At 66.6% G+C, this 16,990-nt stretch carries 13 protein-coding genes and 5 pseudogenes; 7 read left to right on the forward strand and 11 right to left on the reverse strand.

What is annotated here, in order from left to right; all coding sequences use genetic code 11:
• Positions 1 to 81: 81 nt before the first annotated feature.
• Positions 82 to 555, reverse strand: coding sequence for a thiamine pyrophosphate-binding protein (locus tag BAY1663_RS26075; protein ID WP_371257640.1), 474 nt, complete (start codon positions 553 to 555; stop codon positions 82 to 84).
• Between the two features lie 253 nt (positions 556 to 808).
• Positions 809 to 2,266 (reverse strand): annotated as a pseudogene (locus tag BAY1663_RS19190) (FAD-dependent oxidoreductase); the annotation flags it as partial.
• Positions 2,267 to 2,328: 62 nt separating this feature from the next.
• On the opposite strand from BAY1663_RS19190, the gene BAY1663_RS19195 reads away from it, so the two are divergent.
• Complete coding sequence (locus BAY1663_RS19195) at positions 2,329 to 3,339, forward strand: AraC family transcriptional regulator (protein WP_218186688.1); 1,011 nt, start codon at positions 2,329 to 2,331, stop codon at positions 3,337 to 3,339.
• A gap of 123 nt (positions 3,340 to 3,462) precedes the next feature.
• On the opposite strand, the gene BAY1663_RS19200 is transcribed toward BAY1663_RS19195, so the two are convergent.
• Positions 3,463 to 4,113, reverse strand: coding sequence for a TetR/AcrR family transcriptional regulator (locus tag BAY1663_RS19200; protein WP_037043876.1), 651 nt, complete (start codon positions 4,111 to 4,113; stop codon positions 3,463 to 3,465).
• Between the two features lie 145 nt (positions 4,114 to 4,258).
• Here BAY1663_RS19200 and BAY1663_RS19205 point away from each other — a divergent pair.
• A pseudogene (locus BAY1663_RS19205) lies at positions 4,259 to 5,686 on the forward strand (coniferyl aldehyde dehydrogenase).
• A gap of 52 nt (positions 5,687 to 5,738) precedes the next feature.
• On the opposite strand, the gene BAY1663_RS19210 reads toward BAY1663_RS19205, so the two are convergent.
• Positions 5,739 to 6,026 carry a metal-sensing transcriptional repressor gene (locus BAY1663_RS19210; RefSeq protein ID WP_037043878.1) on the reverse strand — a complete coding sequence of 96 codons (288 nt, stop codon included), beginning with the start codon at positions 6,024 to 6,026 and terminating at the stop codon, positions 5,739 to 5,741.
• A gap of 191 nt (positions 6,027 to 6,217) precedes the next feature.
• On the opposite strand from BAY1663_RS19210, the gene BAY1663_RS19215 reads away from it, so the two are divergent.
• From BAY1663_RS19215 to BAY1663_RS19225, 4 genes and pseudogenes are all read left to right on the forward strand, one after another.
• Positions 6,218 to 6,544: a helix-turn-helix transcriptional regulator gene (locus BAY1663_RS19215; RefSeq protein WP_037043880.1), complete on the forward strand. Its 327-nt coding sequence runs from the start codon at positions 6,218 to 6,220 to the stop codon at positions 6,542 to 6,544.
• Positions 6,541 to 6,974 (forward strand): annotated as a pseudogene (locus BAY1663_RS24150) (YeeE/YedE family protein). Before BAY1663_RS19215 ends, BAY1663_RS24150 begins: the two are co-directional and overlap by 4 nt.
• Before the next feature lie 2 nt (positions 6,975 to 6,976).
• On the forward strand, positions 6,977 to 7,396 hold the full coding sequence (locus tag BAY1663_RS19220) for a YeeE/YedE family protein (protein ID WP_037043882.1): 420 nt from the start codon (positions 6,977 to 6,979) through the stop codon (positions 7,394 to 7,396).
• Positions 7,397 to 7,409: 13 nt separating this feature from the next.
• Positions 7,410 to 7,610 carry a DUF2892 domain-containing protein gene (locus BAY1663_RS19225; protein WP_037043883.1) on the forward strand — a complete coding sequence of 67 codons (201 nt, stop codon included), beginning with the start codon at positions 7,410 to 7,412 and terminating at the stop codon, positions 7,608 to 7,610.
• 108 nt (positions 7,611 to 7,718) lie between these two features.
• Here BAY1663_RS19225 and BAY1663_RS19230 read toward each other — a convergent pair whose 3' ends face one another.
• From BAY1663_RS19230 to BAY1663_RS19260, 7 genes and pseudogenes are all read right to left on the reverse strand, one after another.
• Positions 7,719 to 8,099 (reverse strand): rhodanese-like domain-containing protein, encoded by a 381-nt coding sequence (locus BAY1663_RS19230; RefSeq protein WP_037043886.1) that lies wholly within the window; start codon positions 8,097 to 8,099, stop codon positions 7,719 to 7,721.
• 40 nt (positions 8,100 to 8,139) lie between these two features.
• Positions 8,140 to 9,894: a SulP family inorganic anion transporter gene (locus BAY1663_RS19235; RefSeq protein ID WP_037043887.1), complete on the reverse strand. Its 1,755-nt coding sequence runs from the start codon at positions 9,892 to 9,894 to the stop codon at positions 8,140 to 8,142.
• A gap of 1 nt (position 9,895) precedes the next feature.
• The gene (locus BAY1663_RS19240) at positions 9,896 to 11,641 is read right to left on the reverse strand and encodes a bifunctional protein tyrosine phosphatase family protein/NAD(P)/FAD-dependent oxidoreductase (RefSeq protein WP_037043889.1); all 1,746 of its coding nucleotides are present in this window, start codon (positions 11,639 to 11,641) and stop codon (positions 9,896 to 9,898) included.
• A gap of 23 nt (positions 11,642 to 11,664) precedes the next feature.
• Positions 11,665 to 12,528, reverse strand: a complete 864-nt coding sequence (locus BAY1663_RS19245; protein WP_037043890.1) for an MBL fold metallo-hydrolase — start codon at positions 12,526 to 12,528, stop codon at positions 11,665 to 11,667.
• Between the two features lie 160 nt (positions 12,529 to 12,688).
• Positions 12,689 to 13,420: an ABC transporter ATP-binding protein gene (locus tag BAY1663_RS19250; protein WP_037043892.1), complete on the reverse strand. Its 732-nt coding sequence runs from the start codon at positions 13,418 to 13,420 to the stop codon at positions 12,689 to 12,691.
• Positions 13,413 to 14,632, reverse strand: a pseudogene (locus BAY1663_RS19255) (ABC transporter permease). The gene BAY1663_RS19250 and the pseudogene BAY1663_RS19255 overlap by 8 nt, the downstream one beginning before the upstream one ends.
• 5 nt (positions 14,633 to 14,637) lie before the next feature.
• Complete coding sequence (locus BAY1663_RS19260) at positions 14,638 to 15,819, reverse strand: efflux RND transporter periplasmic adaptor subunit (protein ID WP_037043895.1); 1,182 nt, start codon at positions 15,817 to 15,819, stop codon at positions 14,638 to 14,640.
• Positions 15,820 to 16,021: 202 nt separating this feature from the next.
• Between BAY1663_RS19260 and BAY1663_RS19265 the strand changes: the two are divergent.
• Positions 16,022 to 16,953 (forward strand): annotated as a pseudogene (locus BAY1663_RS19265) (ZIP family metal transporter).
• Positions 16,954 to 16,990 lie beyond the last annotated feature (37 nt).

Consider the following 16,990-nt stretch of genomic DNA (forward strand, 5'->3'; position numbering starts at 1 on the left):
CGTCGGCGCATTCGGGGGCCGGCGCCGGTGGCGGTGGGCAGGGCATGCCGCCGTCGCCCCAGGAGACATCCGCCGGCAGGATCAGCGTGGCGACCCGTCCCGGATAGCCGCGCGCGGCGGCAATGGCGTCGACCGCGTCCTGGCACAGCTGTGCGGTGCTTTCGGAGGTGCGCACGAAGTCCGGGGAAACGTTGCGCGCCACGGACTCGATATCTGACTGCAGCTGGGCGTCGTAGCGGGTGTGGTAGGTCGCATGATCGCCGACGATGTTGACCACGGGGACCTTGCCCTTGCGTGCGTTGTGCAGGTTGGCCAGGCCATTGCCCAGGCCGCAGCCAGATGCAGCAGGGTGGCGGCCGGTTTGCCGGTCATGCGCGCGTAGCCATCGGCCGCGCCGGTGGCCACGCCCTCGAACAGCGCCAGCACGGCGCGCATGCGCGGCTCGCTGTCGAGCGCGGCGACGAAGTGCATTTCGCTCGTGCCCGGGTTGCTGAAGCAGACTTCGATGCCGGCATCGGCCAGGGTTTTCATTAGGGCTTGGGCGCCATTGGCCATGGCGGTTCTCCTTTTTTATTGGGTCTTGTCGGTCAGCCGATGTCGATCGAGCGGGCGGCGGCGCGCGCGGTGAGTACGCAGCCGGGCAGGAAGGTGCCTTCCAGCGAGCGCTTGCCACTGGCACCGCCACCGCCGAAGCCGGCGGCTTCGCCCACGCAGTAGAGCCCGTCGATAGGACGCCCGGCGATATCCAGGGCCGGCTGTGCAGGTCGGTGCGCAGTCCGCCCAGGCTCTTGCGGGTGATCAGCTGGACCTGGATGGCGATGAACGGTCCGGCGCCGGGCTTCTGCAGGGGCGCCGGCTTGCACGTGCGCAGGCGGTCCGGCCCCCATTGCCGTGCGTGCAGGATGCGCCGCAGCTGCTCGTCGTTGTGCAGCCGCGCGCCGCGGACGAAATTGGCATCGAAGGCATCCGCGGTGGCCTGCAGCACGGCGGGATCGACGTCCAGCGAGCAGGTCAGCGCGTTCATCTTCGCCGCCAGCCCGGCCAGGGTTTCGTCCACCAGGAAATGCGGGCTTTCCCGCTGCATCTGGCGTACGAGGCGGTGATTGCCCAGCAGGGTTTCCTTGAGGAAGCCGGGAAACTGCATGTCGCGAATGCGCAGGTTGTGTTCGGCCCCGGACAGGGCGAATTCCTTGGCCGCGATCCGCCAGTTGAGCAGATGCCAGGTCCAGGGTTTTTCCTGCTCCGCCACCCGCTGACACAACCAGTGGGTGTCGAAGCCGGTGACCAGCGGTTCGGGGCCGATGCGTCGACCGCAGTGATCGAGCCACAGGGCGGATTTGCAGGGGATGGTGGAAAGCCCGTGCCCGGCGAAATGCGGGTAGGGGTGGGGGAAGCCGGCGGCATAGTTCCACATCTCGCCGGCATGGCTGATCTGCCCGCCCAGCTCGCTGGCCACCCACCGATGAAGCCGGCCATCGGCGAAGGGGTGCGCGCCATTGAGCATGCCGGCCGGCATCGGCCGGTCCTTGGGCCAGTTGGCGCGTACCTGCTCGTGGCTGCCGTTGATACCGCCCATGGCGAGCACCACTACCGGCGCCTGCAGGCGTACCTGAGCGCCGCTCCGCTCGCAGATCGCCGTGGCGCCATCGATCCGTCCGGCCTGGCGGTCGAGCCCGATGATGCGGTGCTGGTGCAGCAGTTGCAGGCGACCGCCGCTGTCGGCGGCATGCAGGGCGGCGATCAGGCGCCGCACGAGTTCGCGGCCGGTGCCCCAGACGATGTGATAGCGCGGCAGACTGTTGCCCTCGCCGTAACGGCCGCGTTCCACCCAGTTCACCGTGGGCATGAATTTCACGCCCAGTTCCAGCAACCAGTCGTGGACCTCGGCACGGCTGCGTTCGACATAGTAGCGGGCCCACTGCCGCGCGTGCTCGTCATCCGGTGCGAGTTCGCCGAAGCGCAGCCAGTCGCGCAGCGCCGTTTCCGGCGTGTCCGGAATCTTCATCCGCGCCTGCAGGGGCGTGCCGACCAGGGTCATGCCGCCGAACGCCCACAAGGCCAGGCCCCCTAGGCGTTCGGGCGTGTCGCGGTCGACCAGGGTCACGCGCTTGCCTGCGCGCAGGGCTTCGAGGGCGGTGACGAGACCGGCCAGGCCGCCCCCCGCCACCAATACGTCGGATTGCACGGTTGCCGTGGTCAACGGGATTCTCCTTGTGCATGCGGGCGTATGCTTCGCCCGTCTTGTAGAGCTGAACCATAGCCGCATACCATCGCGCCATGATTGACCCAGGAGGCCACGGAAGATTGACTTTGCAGGCCAGCGTTTCCATGAGTTGGGTGAATACCGTCCTGCTGGCGGCCCAACGCCAGGGTGTGGAGACCGCCACCCTGCTGGCGGCCGCGGGCATGGCCGAAGCCGAGTTGCAGCGGGAGCGCTGGCCGATCGATCACATCACCCGGCTGTGGTGGGCCGCCGCGCGGCTCACCGCGGACCCCGGCTTCGGCCTGAAGGTCGGCAGGCTGGCGGTGCCGGCCGGACTGAACCTGGTGGGTTTCATGCTGCAATCGGCGCCGACGCTGCGCGAGTCCATCGCGGTGGTGCTGAAGTACCAGCGCCTGGTCAGCGACGGCGGGCGCCTGCAGATGATCGCCGGAAGCGGAGCGAGTTGGCTGGTCTATCACCCCCGGCAAGGAGAGCTGCCCTTCAGCCCGCACCAGATCGAGGCGGTGTTGGCTGCGGTGATGGCCATCGCGCACTGGCTTACGGGAGCGCTCGTGCAACCCCTGAAAGTGCAGTTCAACCAACCGGCGCTGGGGCCTTCCGAGGGCTACCAGGCGGTCTTTGCCTGCCCGGTCGAGTTCGAGCAGGCCTTCAGCGGGTTGCTGCTGGACAATGCGATCCTGGATACGCCGCTGCCGCAGGCCGACGCGCAACTGGCCAGGCTGCATCAGCAGCATGCGGCCGCACGCCTGGCGGCGCTTTCCCCGGCCGACACCCTGGTGCAGGATCTACGCCGCTGGATCGCCTCGCGGATGCATGGCCAGGTGCCCAGCCGGGCCGAGGCCGCACAGGCCTTCGGCCTGAGTTCGCGGACCCTGGCGCGACGGCTGCAGGCCCAGCAGTCGGATTTCTCGAGGTTGGTGGACGAGGTCCGGCATGAAGCCGCCCTGCATGCGCTGGCGCATGGCGAACATTCGCTTGCCGATATCGGCCAGTCCCTGGGCTTCGCGGAGCCGAGCACCTTCTGGCGCGCTTCAAGCGTTGGACGGGGCGCACACCGGCCCAGTGGCGGCGGGAGCGGGGCGGGGATTAGCGCCAGCCGGCGCCCCCTTTCGTAGGAGCGAGCTTGCTCGCGATCAGGGTGTCTGGCGTGTCCCATCGCCGGCAAGCCGGCTCCTACACGGAGCTTTTGCGTAGAGCGCGAACCTCGCTACCCAGAGCCATGGGTGCTTCGATCGAAACTAGGCCATCGGCGCGTACAGGCGCTGCAGCAGCTCCTGCACGGCGTTGCGTGCCTGCTCGGTGACGTAGCCGCTCTCCAGCGCCAGGATCTGGTATACGCCGCGGCGCATCAGCTCCTCGCTGATGTCGCCGGGGCTGTCGCGGACGGAGCAGAGGAAGCGCGCCCAGGAGGTGAGGACGATCCAGCTGTTGAGCGCCAGCGCTTCGATCTGCCGCTCGTCCATGGCCAGGATGCCGGCGGCGACGAAGCCGCGATAGATATCCTCCGCGGCGCGCAGGCAGCGCTGGGCAAAGGTCCGGTAGCGCCCGGCCAGCTCGCTGTCGCTTTCCAGCAGATGTTCCAGGTCGCGGTGCAGGAAGCGGTAGTGCCACATGGCTGCCAGCAGCGCTTCCAGGTAGAAGGTCTTGTCCGCCAGCGTCAAGGCGCGGCCCTCGGGCAGACGCAGGAAGGCGACGACCCGATCCTCGTACTGGGCGAACAGCTCGGCGACGATCGCCTGCTTGTTGCGGAAGTGGTAGTACAGGTTGCCCGGCGAGATGCCCAGGTGGGCGGCGATGTGATTGGTGGTCACGCTGCGCTCGCCCTGGCTATTGAACAGCTCCAGGCTGGCTTCGACGATGCGTACGCGGGTCTTGTTCTTCGGGGCCATGGTTCGGTTCAACACGCGGGAAAGGGGCGAAAGTACAGGGAAGCATCCAGCCTGACGACCGCCACACATCTCGTTTGACGATTTAGAGTAATTGCTCTAGAAGTCATTCCTGTCTATCCATCGCTTCCCGAGAGAATGCCCACCCATGGTCGCCGATATCGCCTGTCTCCCACAAAGCCAACGAGAGGTCGATGCACTGCAACCGCTGCTGGCCGCCCAGCGCGTCGCCTGTCGTGCCGATCCCATGCCCTCTGCCGACCAACGCCGCACCTGGCTCAGGGCGTTGCGCCAAGCGATCCTCGACGAGAAGCAGGCGCTGGTCGAAGCGGTATCCAGCGATTTCGGCAATCGCGCCCACAGCGAGACCCTGCTGGCGGAGATCATGCCCAGCCTGCATGGCATCGACCATGCCGCCAAGCGCTTGCACCGGTGATGAAGCCATCGCGGCGCCGCGTCGGCCTGGCCTTCCAGCCGGCTTCGGCGCACGTGCTGTACCAGCCGCTCGGCGTGATCGGCATCATCGTGCCGTGGAATTACCCGCTGTACCTGGCCTTCGGTCCGCTGATCGGCGCACTGGCCGCCGGCAACCGGGTGATGATCAAGATGAGCGAATCGACCCCGGTCACCTCGCAGCTGGTCAAGGAGCTGCTGGCCAGGGTTTTCCCCGAGGACCTGGTGGCTGTGGTGCTGGGTGAGGCGGAGGTCGGCCAGGCCTTCTCGCGCCTGCCCTTCGATCATCTGCTGTTCACCGGCGCCACCAGCATCGGCAAGCAGGTGATGCGCGCCGCCGCCGACAACCTGGTGCCGGTGACGCTGGAACTGGGGGGCAAATCGCCGGCCATCGTCTCGGCGGACGTACCGCTGGCGGACGCCGCCGAGCGCATCGCCTTCGGCAAGACCCTGAATGCCGGGCAGACCTGCGTGGCGCCGGACTACGTGCTGGTGCCTGAGGCGCGGGTCGAGGAATTCGTCGCCGCCTACCGTGCCGCCGTACAGCGCTTCTATCCCGGCCTGGAAGACAACCCGGACTACACCGCGATCATCAACGAGCGCCAGTTGAACCGCCTCCGGGGCTACATCGCCGACGCGAGAGCAGGGGCGCGCGGCTGGTCCCGCTGTTTCCCGGCGACCAGGGACGGCGCCTGGCCCACAGCCTGGTGCTGGACGTCACCGACGAGATGAAGCTGATGCAGGAGGAGATCTTCGGCCCGCTGCTGCCGGTGGTGCCTTACCGGCGTCTGGACGACGCCCTGGCCTATGTCAACGAGCGTCCACGCCCGCTGGCGCTGTACTACTTCGGCTACGACAAGGGCGAGCAGCGACGCGTGCTGCACGAGACCCATTCGGGCGGCGTGTGCCTGAACGACACCCTGCTGCACGTGGCGCAGGACGACATGCCGTTCGGTGGCATCGGGCCTTCGGGGATGGGCCACTACCACGGGCATGAAGGTTTCCTCGCCTTCAGCAAGGCCAAGGGCGTGCTGATCAAGTCGCGCTTCAACGCCGCGCGACTGATCTATCCGCCTACGGCACGGCGATCCAGCGGCTGATCCTGAAACTGTTCATTCGCTGATGGCTGCCGATTCGGCGCGCCCGGTCAACGCTTCCCCCGCGCCGAACAGGCTTCAGGTGTACTTGGTGAAGATGGCGCGGACCCGCTCCAGCGCCTCGCCGGTATCCTGTTCGTGATCGTACAGGGCCTCCTCCAGCAGGCAGGTCAGCATCAGCCGATAGGCCTTGTCCAGTGCGCTGCGGGCCGCGGAGAACTGCTGGGCAATCGCTTCGCAATCCTCGCCGCGCTTGATCATGGCCTGGATGCCGCGCACCTGTCCTTCGACTCTCGCCAGCCGTTTCAGCATGGCCTGCTGCTGATGCTGCAGGTCCGTGGCGACGGGAGTGGTCTGGTTGTCCATGCGCTACCTCGATCTCAGGGGGAATAGGCAAACAGCCCCGACTTGGCCGGTGGCAGGATTCGCCTGTTCGATATACGGGTAGGGGCATGCTAACGGGGCGCAAAGCGGATGACCACATTCTTTCTACCGATGGCTTGCAAGACAATATACAAATAAATATATTGTTTATATCTTAACTATCGGCGTGACGCATGAACGCGAATCCTCCCGAGCTGGATATCCAGCAACTGCGGGCCAATGCGGCTTCGGCCGGGGCGCTGCTCAAGACGCTGGCCAATCCCGATCGCCTGTTGCTGCTTTGCCAGCTATCCCAGGGTGAACGCAACGTCAGCGAACTCGAGGCATTGCTGGGGATCCAGCAACCGACGCTGTCGCAGCAACTGGCGGTATTGCGACGCGAGGGGCTGGTGGAAACCCGGCGCGACGGCAAGCAGATCTACTACCGGATCAGCAGCCCGGAGGCCCTGGCGGTGATTACCACCCTGTATCAGATGTTTTGCGAGAGGGGGCCGCAATGACCATCGACTGGGGCAATTTCACACCCTGGACGGCCTTGGCCGGTGGCGTGCTGATTGGCACGGCCGCCAGCTTGTTCGTCGTCCTCAACGGCCGTATCGCCGGAATCAGCGGCCTGCTCGCGAGCATGCTGGAGCCGGGAGGGGAAGGGCGGGGTGAGAAGTTTCTGTTCATTCTCGGCGTGCTCCTGGCGCCCCTGTCCTGGCTGCTGTTCGATGGGCTGCCGGCCATGACGTTCCAGACCGGCTGGCCCGGGCTGCTGATCGCGGGGCTGCTGGTCGGTGTCGGTACGCGCTATGGCGCCGGCTGCACCAGCGGTCATGGTGTGTGCGGTATCTCGCGCCTGTCGCCACGCTCCATCGTCGCCACGTTGGCGTTCATGCTGGCCGCTTCGCCACCGTATTTGTTCTGCGTCATCTTCTGGGGGGCTGAACATGCGCAAGCTGACTTCGTTTGCCGCCGGCTTGTTGTTCGGGCTGGGGCTATTGCTCTCGGGGATGGCCAACCCCGCCAAGGTGATCGGTTTTCTCGACCTGGCAGGGGCCTGGGACCCTTCGCTCGCACTGGTGATGGCCGGCGCGATCGGGACGGCGCTGGTGCCGTTCGCCTGGGCCAAGCGGCGCAGCCGCGCGTTGCTGGATGCACCGATGCAACTGCCGCACAAGCGTGAGCTCGATGGACGACTGATCGGCGGCAGCCTGGTGTTCGGTATCGGTTGGGGCATCGCCGGCATCTGCCCGGGCCCCGCGGTTGCGGTGCTGCTCAGTGGCCACTGGCAGATCGCGCTTTTCGTGCTCGCCATGCTCGGCGGGATGTTGCTGTTCTCCGCGCTGGAACGCCGGCGCGCTTGCTGACCGGGAGGTCGTTATGAAAGCCAATGTTGGAACAATCGATCGTGTTCTGCGAATTATCGTCGGCCTGGTGCTGATCGGCCTGACCCTGGGCGGGGTGATCGGCGTCTGGGGCTGGATCGGCCTGCTGCCGCTGGCCACCGGCATCTTTCGCTTTTGCCCAGCCTACACGCTACTCGGGATCAAGACCTGCAAGGCCTGCAACGACAAGGCCTGACGGCAGCGCAATGCGCCGCCGGCCGGAGGGCTGGCGGCAGAAGGCCGACAGTGATGTCGGCCTTTTTCATTCCTGCCGCGCCACAGGCGCTCGCGCGGTCCGTTTGCTTCATTCGAAACTCGGCAGGCTCGGTTTCACCACCGGCAATCCGGCCTCGTTCCAGGCATCGAATCCTCCAGCGATGGATTTCACCTGCAGGTAGCCCATCTCCTTCAGCGAGACCGCGGCCAGGGCCGCACGGCCACTGGTCTTGCAATAGAGCAGGATGCTCAGGTCGCGGGCGCCAAGTTCGGGAGTGTTGCTGAGCTTGAATTCGAGCAGGCCGCGCGGAATGTTCAGCGCGCCGTCGATATGCCCCTCGTGGTACTCGTCGGCTTCGCGCACGTCGATCAGTACATCGGCTGCCTGAATCGCCGGCCCGGCGTCGGCAATCGATACTTCCTGGATATGCGATTTGGCCTGTTCGACGAGGTCGTGAGCGGTTTTCATCGTATGGTTTTCCTGTGAGTCATGGTCAAGAAATGAGTGTTCAGGCGTGGGCGCGCTGGCGCCCCAAGGCGTGGCGGGTGGTCTGTGGATCCAGCGCGAGCAGCGCTTCGTACTGGCTGAGGAATACCTGCCCGCCGAAATGATCGAGAAACTCGGCGCGCCGTAGCTGATCCATCACCGGCCCCTTCACCTCGGACAGATGCAGCTGGACGCCGGCGGCATGCAGGCGCGCGGTGATGGCTTCGAGGCTTTCCAGCGCGCTGGCATCGATCAGGTTGACACCCGGACACATCAGCACCAGGTGCTCGGCCTGCGGGTGCCGGCCGATCAGCTCGGCGACGCGGTCCTCGAGATAGCGGGCGTTGGGGAAATACAGGCTCTCATCGACGCGAACCGACAGTACCCTGGGGCTCTGTATGACGGCGAACCGTTCGATGTTGCGGAAGTGTTCGCTGCCGGGTAGTTGGCCGACCACCGCGATATGCGGCTGGCTGGTGCGCCAGAGGAACAGCAGCAGCGACAGACCGACGCCCAGGATGATCCCGCTTTCCACGCCGATCAGCAGCACGCCGAGCATGGTCGCGGCCATTGCCGCGGCATCCTGGCGAGAGTAGCGCCAGGTCCGCTTGAGCGCGGCCAGGTCCACCAGGCTGAGCACGGCGACGATAATGGTGGCCGCCAGCACCGCATGCGGCAGGTTGTGGAACAGGGGCGTGAAGAACAAGACGGTGATGGCGATGCCCACGGCCGTCAGCGCCCCGGCCAGTGGCGTCTGCGCGCCGGCATCGAAGTTGACGACCGAGCGGGCGAAGCCACCGGTCACCGGAAAGCCGCCGCCCAGGGCGGCTGCGACGTTTGCGCTGCCTAGGGCGATCAGTTCCTGATTTGGTTCGATACGTTGGCGGCGCTTGGCCGCCAGTGTCTGCGCGACCGATACCGATTCGACGAAGCCGACCAGGCTGATCAGCACCGCTGCGGGTAGCAGTTGCAGCGCCAGCGCCAGGTCCAGCAGCGGCAGGCGGAATGATGGAAGCCCCTGGGGTACCTGGCCCACCACCCGGACGCCGCTGTCGGCCAGGTGCAATGCGCTGACCACGGCGACCGCCAGCAACAGGGCGACTACCGGGCCGATCTTGGTCAGGTTGGCGGCGAGCAGCGGGCTGACGCCGCGTCGTTCCAGCCAGCCGCTGAGCTGGTTGCGCACCAGGAACAGAAACAGCAGGCTGGAGGCGCCGATCGCCAGGGTCGGCAGGTGCGTTTGCGGCAGGCCGGCGATCAGGCCTTGCAGCAACTCGAGCGCGTTGCCGCTGGCCACCGAAATACCGAGGACGTGCTTGAGCTGGCCGAGGGCGATGAGAATGCCCGAGGCGCTGATGAAGCCGGAGATGACGGGATGGCTGAGGAAGTTGGCGAGAAAGCCTAGGCGCAGCAGGGCCATCAGCAGCAATACGGCGCCCGAGAGCAGCGCCAGAAGCAGCGCCGCGCCGGCATATTCGGCACTGCCTGCCGCGAACAGCGGGCCCAGGGCGGCGGCGGTCATCAGCGAAACCACCGCGACGGGCCCGACCGCCAGGGTGCGGCTGGTGCCGAAGAGCGTATAGGCGATGAGCGGCAGGATGCTGGCATACAGGCCGGTCACCGGCGGCAGCCCCGCGAGCATGGCGTAGGCCAGGCTCTGCGGGATCAGCATCAGTGTCACGATCAGCGCCGCGAGGCCATCCTTCCCCGCGGCGCTGCGGTCGTACCGGCTTGCCCATTCCAGGCAGGGCAGATAGCGGGCCAGCCGCTGTTTCATATCACTTCTTCTCCTGAGTGAAATCGCAGGCGTTCGGCGCCTCGGCCGGGCGCGGTTCGAAGTCCAGGTGCTTCGGCTCGGCCAGCCATTCATGGCCCTTGAGCATCATGTCGAAGTAGATCGACGGCATCCATTGGGTCTTCAATTGCCAGGCCAGGCGCCTCGGCACCCGGGGGTCGAGGGGGAAGGTCGGCAGCAGCTTGCCGCCATAACCGAACTCGGCAAGGATGACCTTGCCGCGCTCGACGGTCAGCGGGCAGGAGCCGTAGCCATCGTAGATCGCGCGCGGCCCGCTGCCGCCCAGCACGCTCAGGACGTTTTCGGCAACCACCGGCGCCTGCTTGCGCACCGCAGCGGCGGTCTTGGCGTTGGGCGCGGAGCAGACGTCGCCGAGGCTGAAGATGTTGCCGAAGCGCGGGTGGCGCAGCGTTTCATGCTCGGCTTCGAACCAGCCGTCGGCATTGCTCAGCGGGCTCTGGCGAATGAAGTCCGGGGCATGCTGCGGTGGTACCACGTGCAGCAGGTCGAAATCGCGTTCGACCGTACGGCTCTGGCCGTCACTGCCGGTAACCTTGAACCAGGCCTTGCGCGCTGGCCCGTCGACCGCGGTCAGGCTGTGGTTGAAGTCGAGTTGGGCACCGTAGCGCTCGACGTAGCGCATCAGCCCGGGAACGAAATCCGCCACCCCGAACAGCACCGCGCCGGCGGAACAGAAGTCCACCTGGATGTCCGGCAGTACGCCCTGCCTGAGCCAGTAGTCGCACGACAGATACATGGCCTTTTGCGGTGCGCCGGCACACTTGATCGGCATCGGTGGCTGGGTGAACAGGGCCTTGCCACGGCGTAGCCCCTGCACCAGCTGCCAGGTATAGGGCGCCAGTTCGAAGGCATAGTTGGAGGTCACGCCGAACTTGCCGAGGCTGTCGCGCACGCCTTCGATGGCATCCCAGTCGAGGCTCAGCCCGGGGCAGACCACCAGTGCCCGATAGCCGATGCGGCTGCCGTCTTCCAAAACCACCTGCTGGTGCTCCGGCTCGAAGGCCTCGGCGGCGGCGCGTATCCATTGGGCCTTGGCCGGGATGCAGCGGCTCATGGCGCGTTCGGTCTCGGTGCGTTCGAACACCCCGGCGCCCACCAGGGTCCAGCCCGGCTGGTAGTAGTGCTGCTCGCGCGGCTCGATGATCCCGATGCGCAGCCCCGGGTCGCGCTTGAGCAGGCTGGCGGTCACCGCGCAACCGGCCGCACCTGCGCCGATCACCAGGACGTCGTAGCGTGACGTGACGGCGAAGCGGGGCGCCGGGCTCAGCGGCTCATCGGCCCTGGCTTGCCAGTATTGCTGCAGGCGCGGCAGCAGGGCGCCCAGGTCGTAGTTTGCCTGCCCGGCGGTGCGCAGCAGCACCTGCGGGTCCAGGTGGTGTGCCTCGGCCAGCGCCCAGAGGGAGGCAGAACGCGTGCCGGTCCGGCAGAACGCCAGCGCCGGGCCCTTGATCCGCTCCAGCAGGGCCCGGAAGGCGGCGACGTCGGCGTCGCTGATCTGCCCGGAGACCACCGGCAGGTGATGGTAGTCGAGCCCGGATGCTTCGGCGGCCGTGCGCATCGCCGCGCTGGATGGCTGACCTTCGCCTTCGTTGTCCGGGCGGTTGTTGATGACGCAGCGAAAGCCGCTGGCGGCCAGTGACGCCATGTCCGCCGGTTGCAACTGTGCGGCGACCGAGATGAAGGGGGTCAGGTTTTTTATTGTTTGCATGGGACATCCTCCACTCAGTGGGTTTACAGCACGTCCAGGGGGATCTTCAGATAGCGCATGCCATTGCTCTCCGGCTCGGGCAGTTCACCGCCGCGCATGTTGACCTGCACCGAGGGCAGGATCAGGGTAGGCATCGCCAGCGTGGCGTCCCGGGCGGTGCGCATGGCGACGAAGCGCTCTTCGTCGATGCCGCCGTGTACGTGCACGTTGTGTTCGCGTTCGGCTGCGATGCTGGTTTCGTAGAGGAACTCCTCGCGGCCGGGTGCCTTGTAGTCGTGGCACATGAACACACGCGTCTCGTCCGGCAGCGCGAACAGTTTCTGGATCGACCGGTACAGCGTGCGCGCATCGCCGCCAGGGAAATCGCAGCGGGCGGTGCCGTAGTCGGGCATGAACAGGGTGTCGCCGACGAAGGCGGCATCGCCGATCACATAGGTCATGCAGGCTGGCGTATGGCCCGGGGTGTGGATGGCGCGCGCCTGGACGCTGCCGACCTGGAAGGTATCGCCGTCGTGGAACAGGTGATCGAACTGGCGCCCGTCGGTGGCGAAACCGGCACCGGCATTGAACAGCTTGCCGAAGGTGTCCTGCACCACGGTGACCTGGTCGCCGATGGCCAACTGGCCGCCCAGCCGTTGCTTCAGGTACGGCGCGGCGCTCAGGTGGTCGGCATGGACGTGGGTTTCCAGCAACCACTGCACCTTGAGGTCATGCTGGCGCACGTAGTCGACCAGGCGTTCGGCGGTCGCATGGGATGTGCGGCCGGACGCCGGATCATAGTCCAGCACCGAGTCGATCAGCGCGCACTGGCGTGTTTCGGGATCGCTCACCACATAGCTGTAGGTGAAGGTCGCGGGATCGAAGAAGGCTTCAACATGGGCGTTCATGGGCGACTCCTTGGTCGGTGGGTTTAATACCCATGGGGGTATGCTCCAAGTCGATCTTAGCTCTGATTTTGGTTATATGCTTAGAATTTATAGTTATTAGCGATGCCGAACCACTTCGCCGACCGCTCCACCAGGGAGGGCGAATGGCGCGCGGGAGGGCTCAGGTTCCGGCCGGGTTGCTTTCGTCGCTGACGATGCGGCCATCCACCAACTGAATGGTACGTGCGCAATCGGCGGCCAGCCGCGGGTCATGGGTCACCACCAGCACCGCGCAACCGAACTGGGCGTTGATGCGGTGGAACAGCTCGAACACGCTTTGCGCCGTGCGGCTGTCGAGATTGCCGGTCGGCTCGTCGGCCAGCAGCAGCGGCGGGCGGGTGACCAGTGCCCGGGCGATGGCGACGCGCTGTTGCTGGCCGCCGGAGATCTGGGTCGGCTTCTTGTCGGCGAAGGGGCCCAGGCCGACTTCTTCGAGCAGGTTGCGGGCCCGTTCGACGTCATCGCCGGAAGGCTTGCCGTGGCGGATCATCAACGGCATCAGCACGTTCTCCAGCACGCTGAACGCGGAGATCAGGTGATGGAACTGGAAGACGAAGCCGATGGCCTGGTTGCGCAAGTGGGTGCGTGTCGCATCGTCGCCGTTGCGAGTCGGCTGGCCGAGCAGATACAGCTCGCCGGCGCTGGGCGTGTCGAGCAGGCCGATGATATTGAGCAGGGTGCTCTTGCCGGAGCCGGACGGGCCGACCAGGGCGGCCAGCTCGCCGCGACACAGGCGCAGGTCGATGCCGTGCAGCACCTCGGTTTCCAGCGGGGTGCCGGTGTTGAACGTCTTGCGCACCTGATCCAGGCGCAGTACTTCGGTGGCATCCTGGAAGGGAATGGATTCAGACATAGCGGATCGCCACCGCCGGGTCGTAACGGGCTGCCCGCCGCGCCGGCAGCGCTGCGGCCAGGACCCCGGTGATGGTCGCCACCAGCATTGCCAGCGGTACCAGCCTCGGGTCGACGGGAATGTAGAACAAGCCTGGCCCCAGGGTATTGAAGACCTGCACCAGCCCCCAGCCGGCGGCGCTTCCGCAGGTCGAGCCGAGGAGCCCGAGCAGGCCGCCCTGCAGCAGGAAAACCCGCAGGATCTGCCCGCGCGGGCTGCCCATGGCGCGCAGGATGCCGATCTCGCGGGTTCGCTGGACCACGCTCACCGCCAGCACGCTGGCGATACCGAAGGCCACCGAGATGCCGACGAATACGCGGATCATCTCGGTGGTCATGCTCTGCGAGCTGAGGGCATTGAGCAGTTGGCCGTTGGTCTCCATCCAGCTTTCCGCGCGCAGGCCGGTGAGCCGCGCCAGGCGCCGGGCGATGCGGTCGGCCTGGAAGATTTCGGCCACGGTCGTGTCGATGACGGTGATGCCGCCGGGCAGGTCGAGCAGCGTCTGCGCCTGTTTCAGGTCGAGGTATACATAGCGCGCATCCAGTTCGCGTACGCCTAGTTCGAAGATGCCGGAGATGTCGACGACCGCTTCGCGGCCCTCGCCGGCATCCAGGCGCAGCTTGTCGCCGATGCCGAGTCCCAGGTCCCGGGCCAGCTCCTTGCCGATCACCGCATGGCTGGCGCCGACCAGCAACCGGCCGTCGATCAGGTCCCGGGCCAGGGGAATGATGCGCTGATAGCGCTGCGGGTCGATGCCGAGCAGCGCCACCGAGGCACGCGCAACGCCGCGGCGGGCCAGCGCCGGGCCGCTGACCACCGGCGATACGGCGAGGATCTGCGGGTCCTCGTCGAGAACGTCGCGTACATCCTGCCAGTTGATGATCGAGCGCAGGCGCTGTGCTCGCGGGCTTTCCAGCACGAGTGCAAGCGTCTCGCCGTCCGCCGGCAACGTCCGGTTGACCTCATCGGGCGGGAGAATACGAATGTGCGCCTGGGTGCCAGGGTGCGCTCGATCACGTTGGCCTGCAGGCCGGTGATCAGGGCGGTGATGAAGACGATCACGGCCGAGCCGACGGCGATACCGAAGATGATCAGCAGGGTCTGCATGCGATTATCCAGCAGGAAGCGCAGTGCGATCTTCCATTCGGTCCACAGCGAATCGGCCAGGCGCATCGGGCTCAGTCCTGGATGCCGCTGGGAATCGGCTGCTCGCGCATGCGCACCCGCTGGCCATCCTCGGCTTCGCCGACCAGCACCCGGTCACCGGCCCGCAGGCCGTCCACCACCTCGCTCAGCGCAGTGCCGAGCAGGCCCAGGCGGATATCCACGCGCTCGGCCTTGCCGTCGCGCACGCGCAACACCTGGGCCCGTTGCCCATTGCGCGCGCGCAAGGCGTCGTTGGGCAGCACCAGCGCCCGGTCGCGGTGGCCGGTCTCGATATTCACCGAGACGGTCATGCCCTGGCGCAGGAAGTCGGCTGGCTCGAGCAGGTCGAGATGGACATCGATGGTGCCGCGTGACGTATCGACGCTGGGGGCGATGAAGCTGACCCGGGCTTCCAGCAGGCGGTCGGGGTAGGCATCGGCGATGATCCGCGCCGCTTGCCCCAGTTCGACCGGGGCCAGGTTCTTCTCGTCCAGCGGCAGCAGGATCTCGCTGCTGCCCGAGCGGGCGATTTCCAGAAGCGTGCGGCCCGGCTGGATCAGGTCGCCAGGCTCGACGCTGCGCGTCTGCACGATGCCGTCGACCTGGGCATGGATACGGGTTTTCGCCAGCGCGGCGCGGGCCGCTTCCAGGCGCTGGCGCAGCACCTGCTCCTCGCTGCCGCCAGCGGCTAGCGCGGCCGCAGCGAGGCGCGCGCGGTCCCGTACCACGCGCGCGGCCAGTTCGGCTCGTCGGGCCTGCTCGAGCGCCTCGGAGGCCAGCAGCTTGCGCTCGAACAGCGTTTCGCGCCGCTTCAGTTCGCGCGTGGCCTGTTCGAAGTCGCTCTGTGCATCACGCAGGGTCGCCTCGGCTTGTGGCCGGCTGGATTCGACCAGCTGGCGCAGGGCGGCTTCGGCTTCACCGAGGCGGGCGCGCGGTTCCTCGTCACGCAATTCCAGCAGCAGGTCGCCGGCCTTCACCGCGTCACCTTCGCGAACATGCCGCATGGCGACGACACCGGTGAGCTCGCTGCCGACCTGGGCGATCGACAGGTGGTCGACCTCGCCGCTGGCGACCACGCGTTGCACCAGCGGCCGTGCCTCCAGTCGATAGCCGGGCAGTTCGGGGCCCTGCCAGCGGTGCCAGAGCAGCCAGGCACCGAGCGCTAACGGCAGGGCGAGCAACAGCAGCGAGCGGAAAGATTTGGCGGCAGGCAAGACGGACCACTCCCTGATACGGCCCGTGACGGCCATCGACACGCTTTCAAGCTTACGAACAAACACTCGGCAATGGTACAGCGTGGGCATTTCGTCGCGGTTGGGCCGGCGAGCCTGGCCATGGCTCCGATCTATCGGGGCCATAGCTTTGGCCTGGCCGACGGCGGGGTACAATGGCGGCCCGCTTTCCGGATCCCGACCCATGGCTACTACCGCTCAAAGTCCTGTCGTCAACCTGCGCTCCGCCTGGCTCGCCCAGGCGCAGGCCTATCCCGGGATCGCCCTGGGGTTGGCTGCAACGGCATTGATCGTCGTCCTGCTGCTCGTCGTCGGCAGCATCAGCGCCTTCCAGGGGGCTCAGGCAGGCAACATCCGCTATGCGATGCTGGGTGGCAGTGCCGGTTTTATCGCCACGGCCGTTGGCGCTTTCCTGGCCATCGGCCTGCGCAATATTTCCACGCGCACCCAGGACAGCATGCTCGGCTTCGCTGCCGGCATGATGCTGGCGGCCAGTGCGTTCTCGCTGATCCTGCCCGGCCTGGAAGCCGGTCGCGAGATCTTCGGCAACGGTCCGGCGGCGGCCTTGACCGTGGTGGTCGGGCTCGGAATCGGCGTGCTGCTGATGCTCGGCCTGGATTATTTCACCCCACACGAGCATGCGAGCACCGGCCCTTGCGGCCCTGACTGCGAGCGGCTCAACCGGGTATGGCTGTTCGTGCTGGCAATCGCCCTGCACAACATCCCGGAGGGCATGGCGATCGGTGTGAGCTTCGCCAATGGCGACATGAGCGTCGGGCTGCCGCTGACCACCGCCATTTCCCTCCAGGACATCCCGGAAGGCTGGCGGTTGCGCTGGCGCTGCGGACTACCGGCCTGTCCGCGCTGGCTTCGGCATTGGTGGCCGCGGCATCCGGGCTCATGGAGCCGGTTGGTGCGCTGGTGGGGATTGGCATGTCCAGCGGTTTTGCCGTCGCCTATCCGGTCAGCCTAGGGTTGGCGGCGGGTGCGATGATCTTCGTGGTATCCCATGAAGTCATCCCGGAAACCCATCGCAACGGCCACCAGACGCCGGCCACGCTGGGCCTGATGGTGGGGTTCGCGGTGATGATGTTCCTGGATACCGCGCTGGGCTGACGGTGCGCTGGCGGGGCTTTTGGCAGGCCTGCGGCCA

The sequence above is a fragment of the Pseudomonas sp. BAY1663 genome (assembly GCF_000582595.1).
In the GTDB taxonomy this organism is placed as follows: Bacteria; Pseudomonadota; Gammaproteobacteria; order Pseudomonadales; family Pseudomonadaceae; genus Stutzerimonas; species Stutzerimonas stutzeri_AF.

Excerpts from the sequence above, each read along its gene's own strand:
- BAY1663_RS26075 (WP_371257640.1), bottom strand. The coding sequence starts at position 555 with ATGGCCAATGGCGCCCAAGCCCTAATGAAAACCCTGGCCGATGCCGGC.
- BAY1663_RS19195 (WP_218186688.1), top strand. The coding sequence starts at position 2,329 with ATGAGTTGGGTGAATACCGTCCTGCTGGCGGCCCAACGCCAGGGTGTG.
- BAY1663_RS19200 (WP_037043876.1), bottom strand. The coding sequence starts at position 4,113 with ATGGCCCCGAAGAACAAGACCCGCGTACGCATCGTCGAAGCCAGCCTG.
- BAY1663_RS19210 (WP_037043878.1), bottom strand. The coding sequence starts at position 6,026 with ATGGACAACCAGACCACTCCCGTCGCCACGGACCTGCAGCATCAGCAG.
- BAY1663_RS19215 (WP_037043880.1), top strand. The coding sequence starts at position 6,218 with ATGAACGCGAATCCTCCCGAGCTGGATATCCAGCAACTGCGGGCCAAT.
- BAY1663_RS19220 (WP_037043882.1), top strand. The coding sequence starts at position 6,977 with ATGCGCAAGCTGACTTCGTTTGCCGCCGGCTTGTTGTTCGGGCTGGGG.
- BAY1663_RS19225 (WP_037043883.1), top strand. The coding sequence starts at position 7,410 with ATGAAAGCCAATGTTGGAACAATCGATCGTGTTCTGCGAATTATCGTC.
- BAY1663_RS19230 (WP_037043886.1), bottom strand. The coding sequence starts at position 8,099 with ATGAAAACCGCTCACGACCTCGTCGAACAGGCCAAATCGCATATCCAG.
- BAY1663_RS19235 (WP_037043887.1), bottom strand. The coding sequence starts at position 9,894 with ATGAAACAGCGGCTGGCCCGCTATCTGCCCTGCCTGGAATGGGCAAGC.
- BAY1663_RS19240 (WP_037043889.1), bottom strand. The coding sequence starts at position 11,641 with ATGCAAACAATAAAAAACCTGACCCCCTTCATCTCGGTCGCCGCACAG.
- BAY1663_RS19245 (WP_037043890.1), bottom strand. The coding sequence starts at position 12,528 with ATGAACGCCCATGTTGAAGCCTTCTTCGATCCCGCGACCTTCACCTAC.
- BAY1663_RS19250 (WP_037043892.1), bottom strand. The coding sequence starts at position 13,420 with ATGTCTGAATCCATTCCCTTCCAGGATGCCACCGAAGTACTGCGCCTG.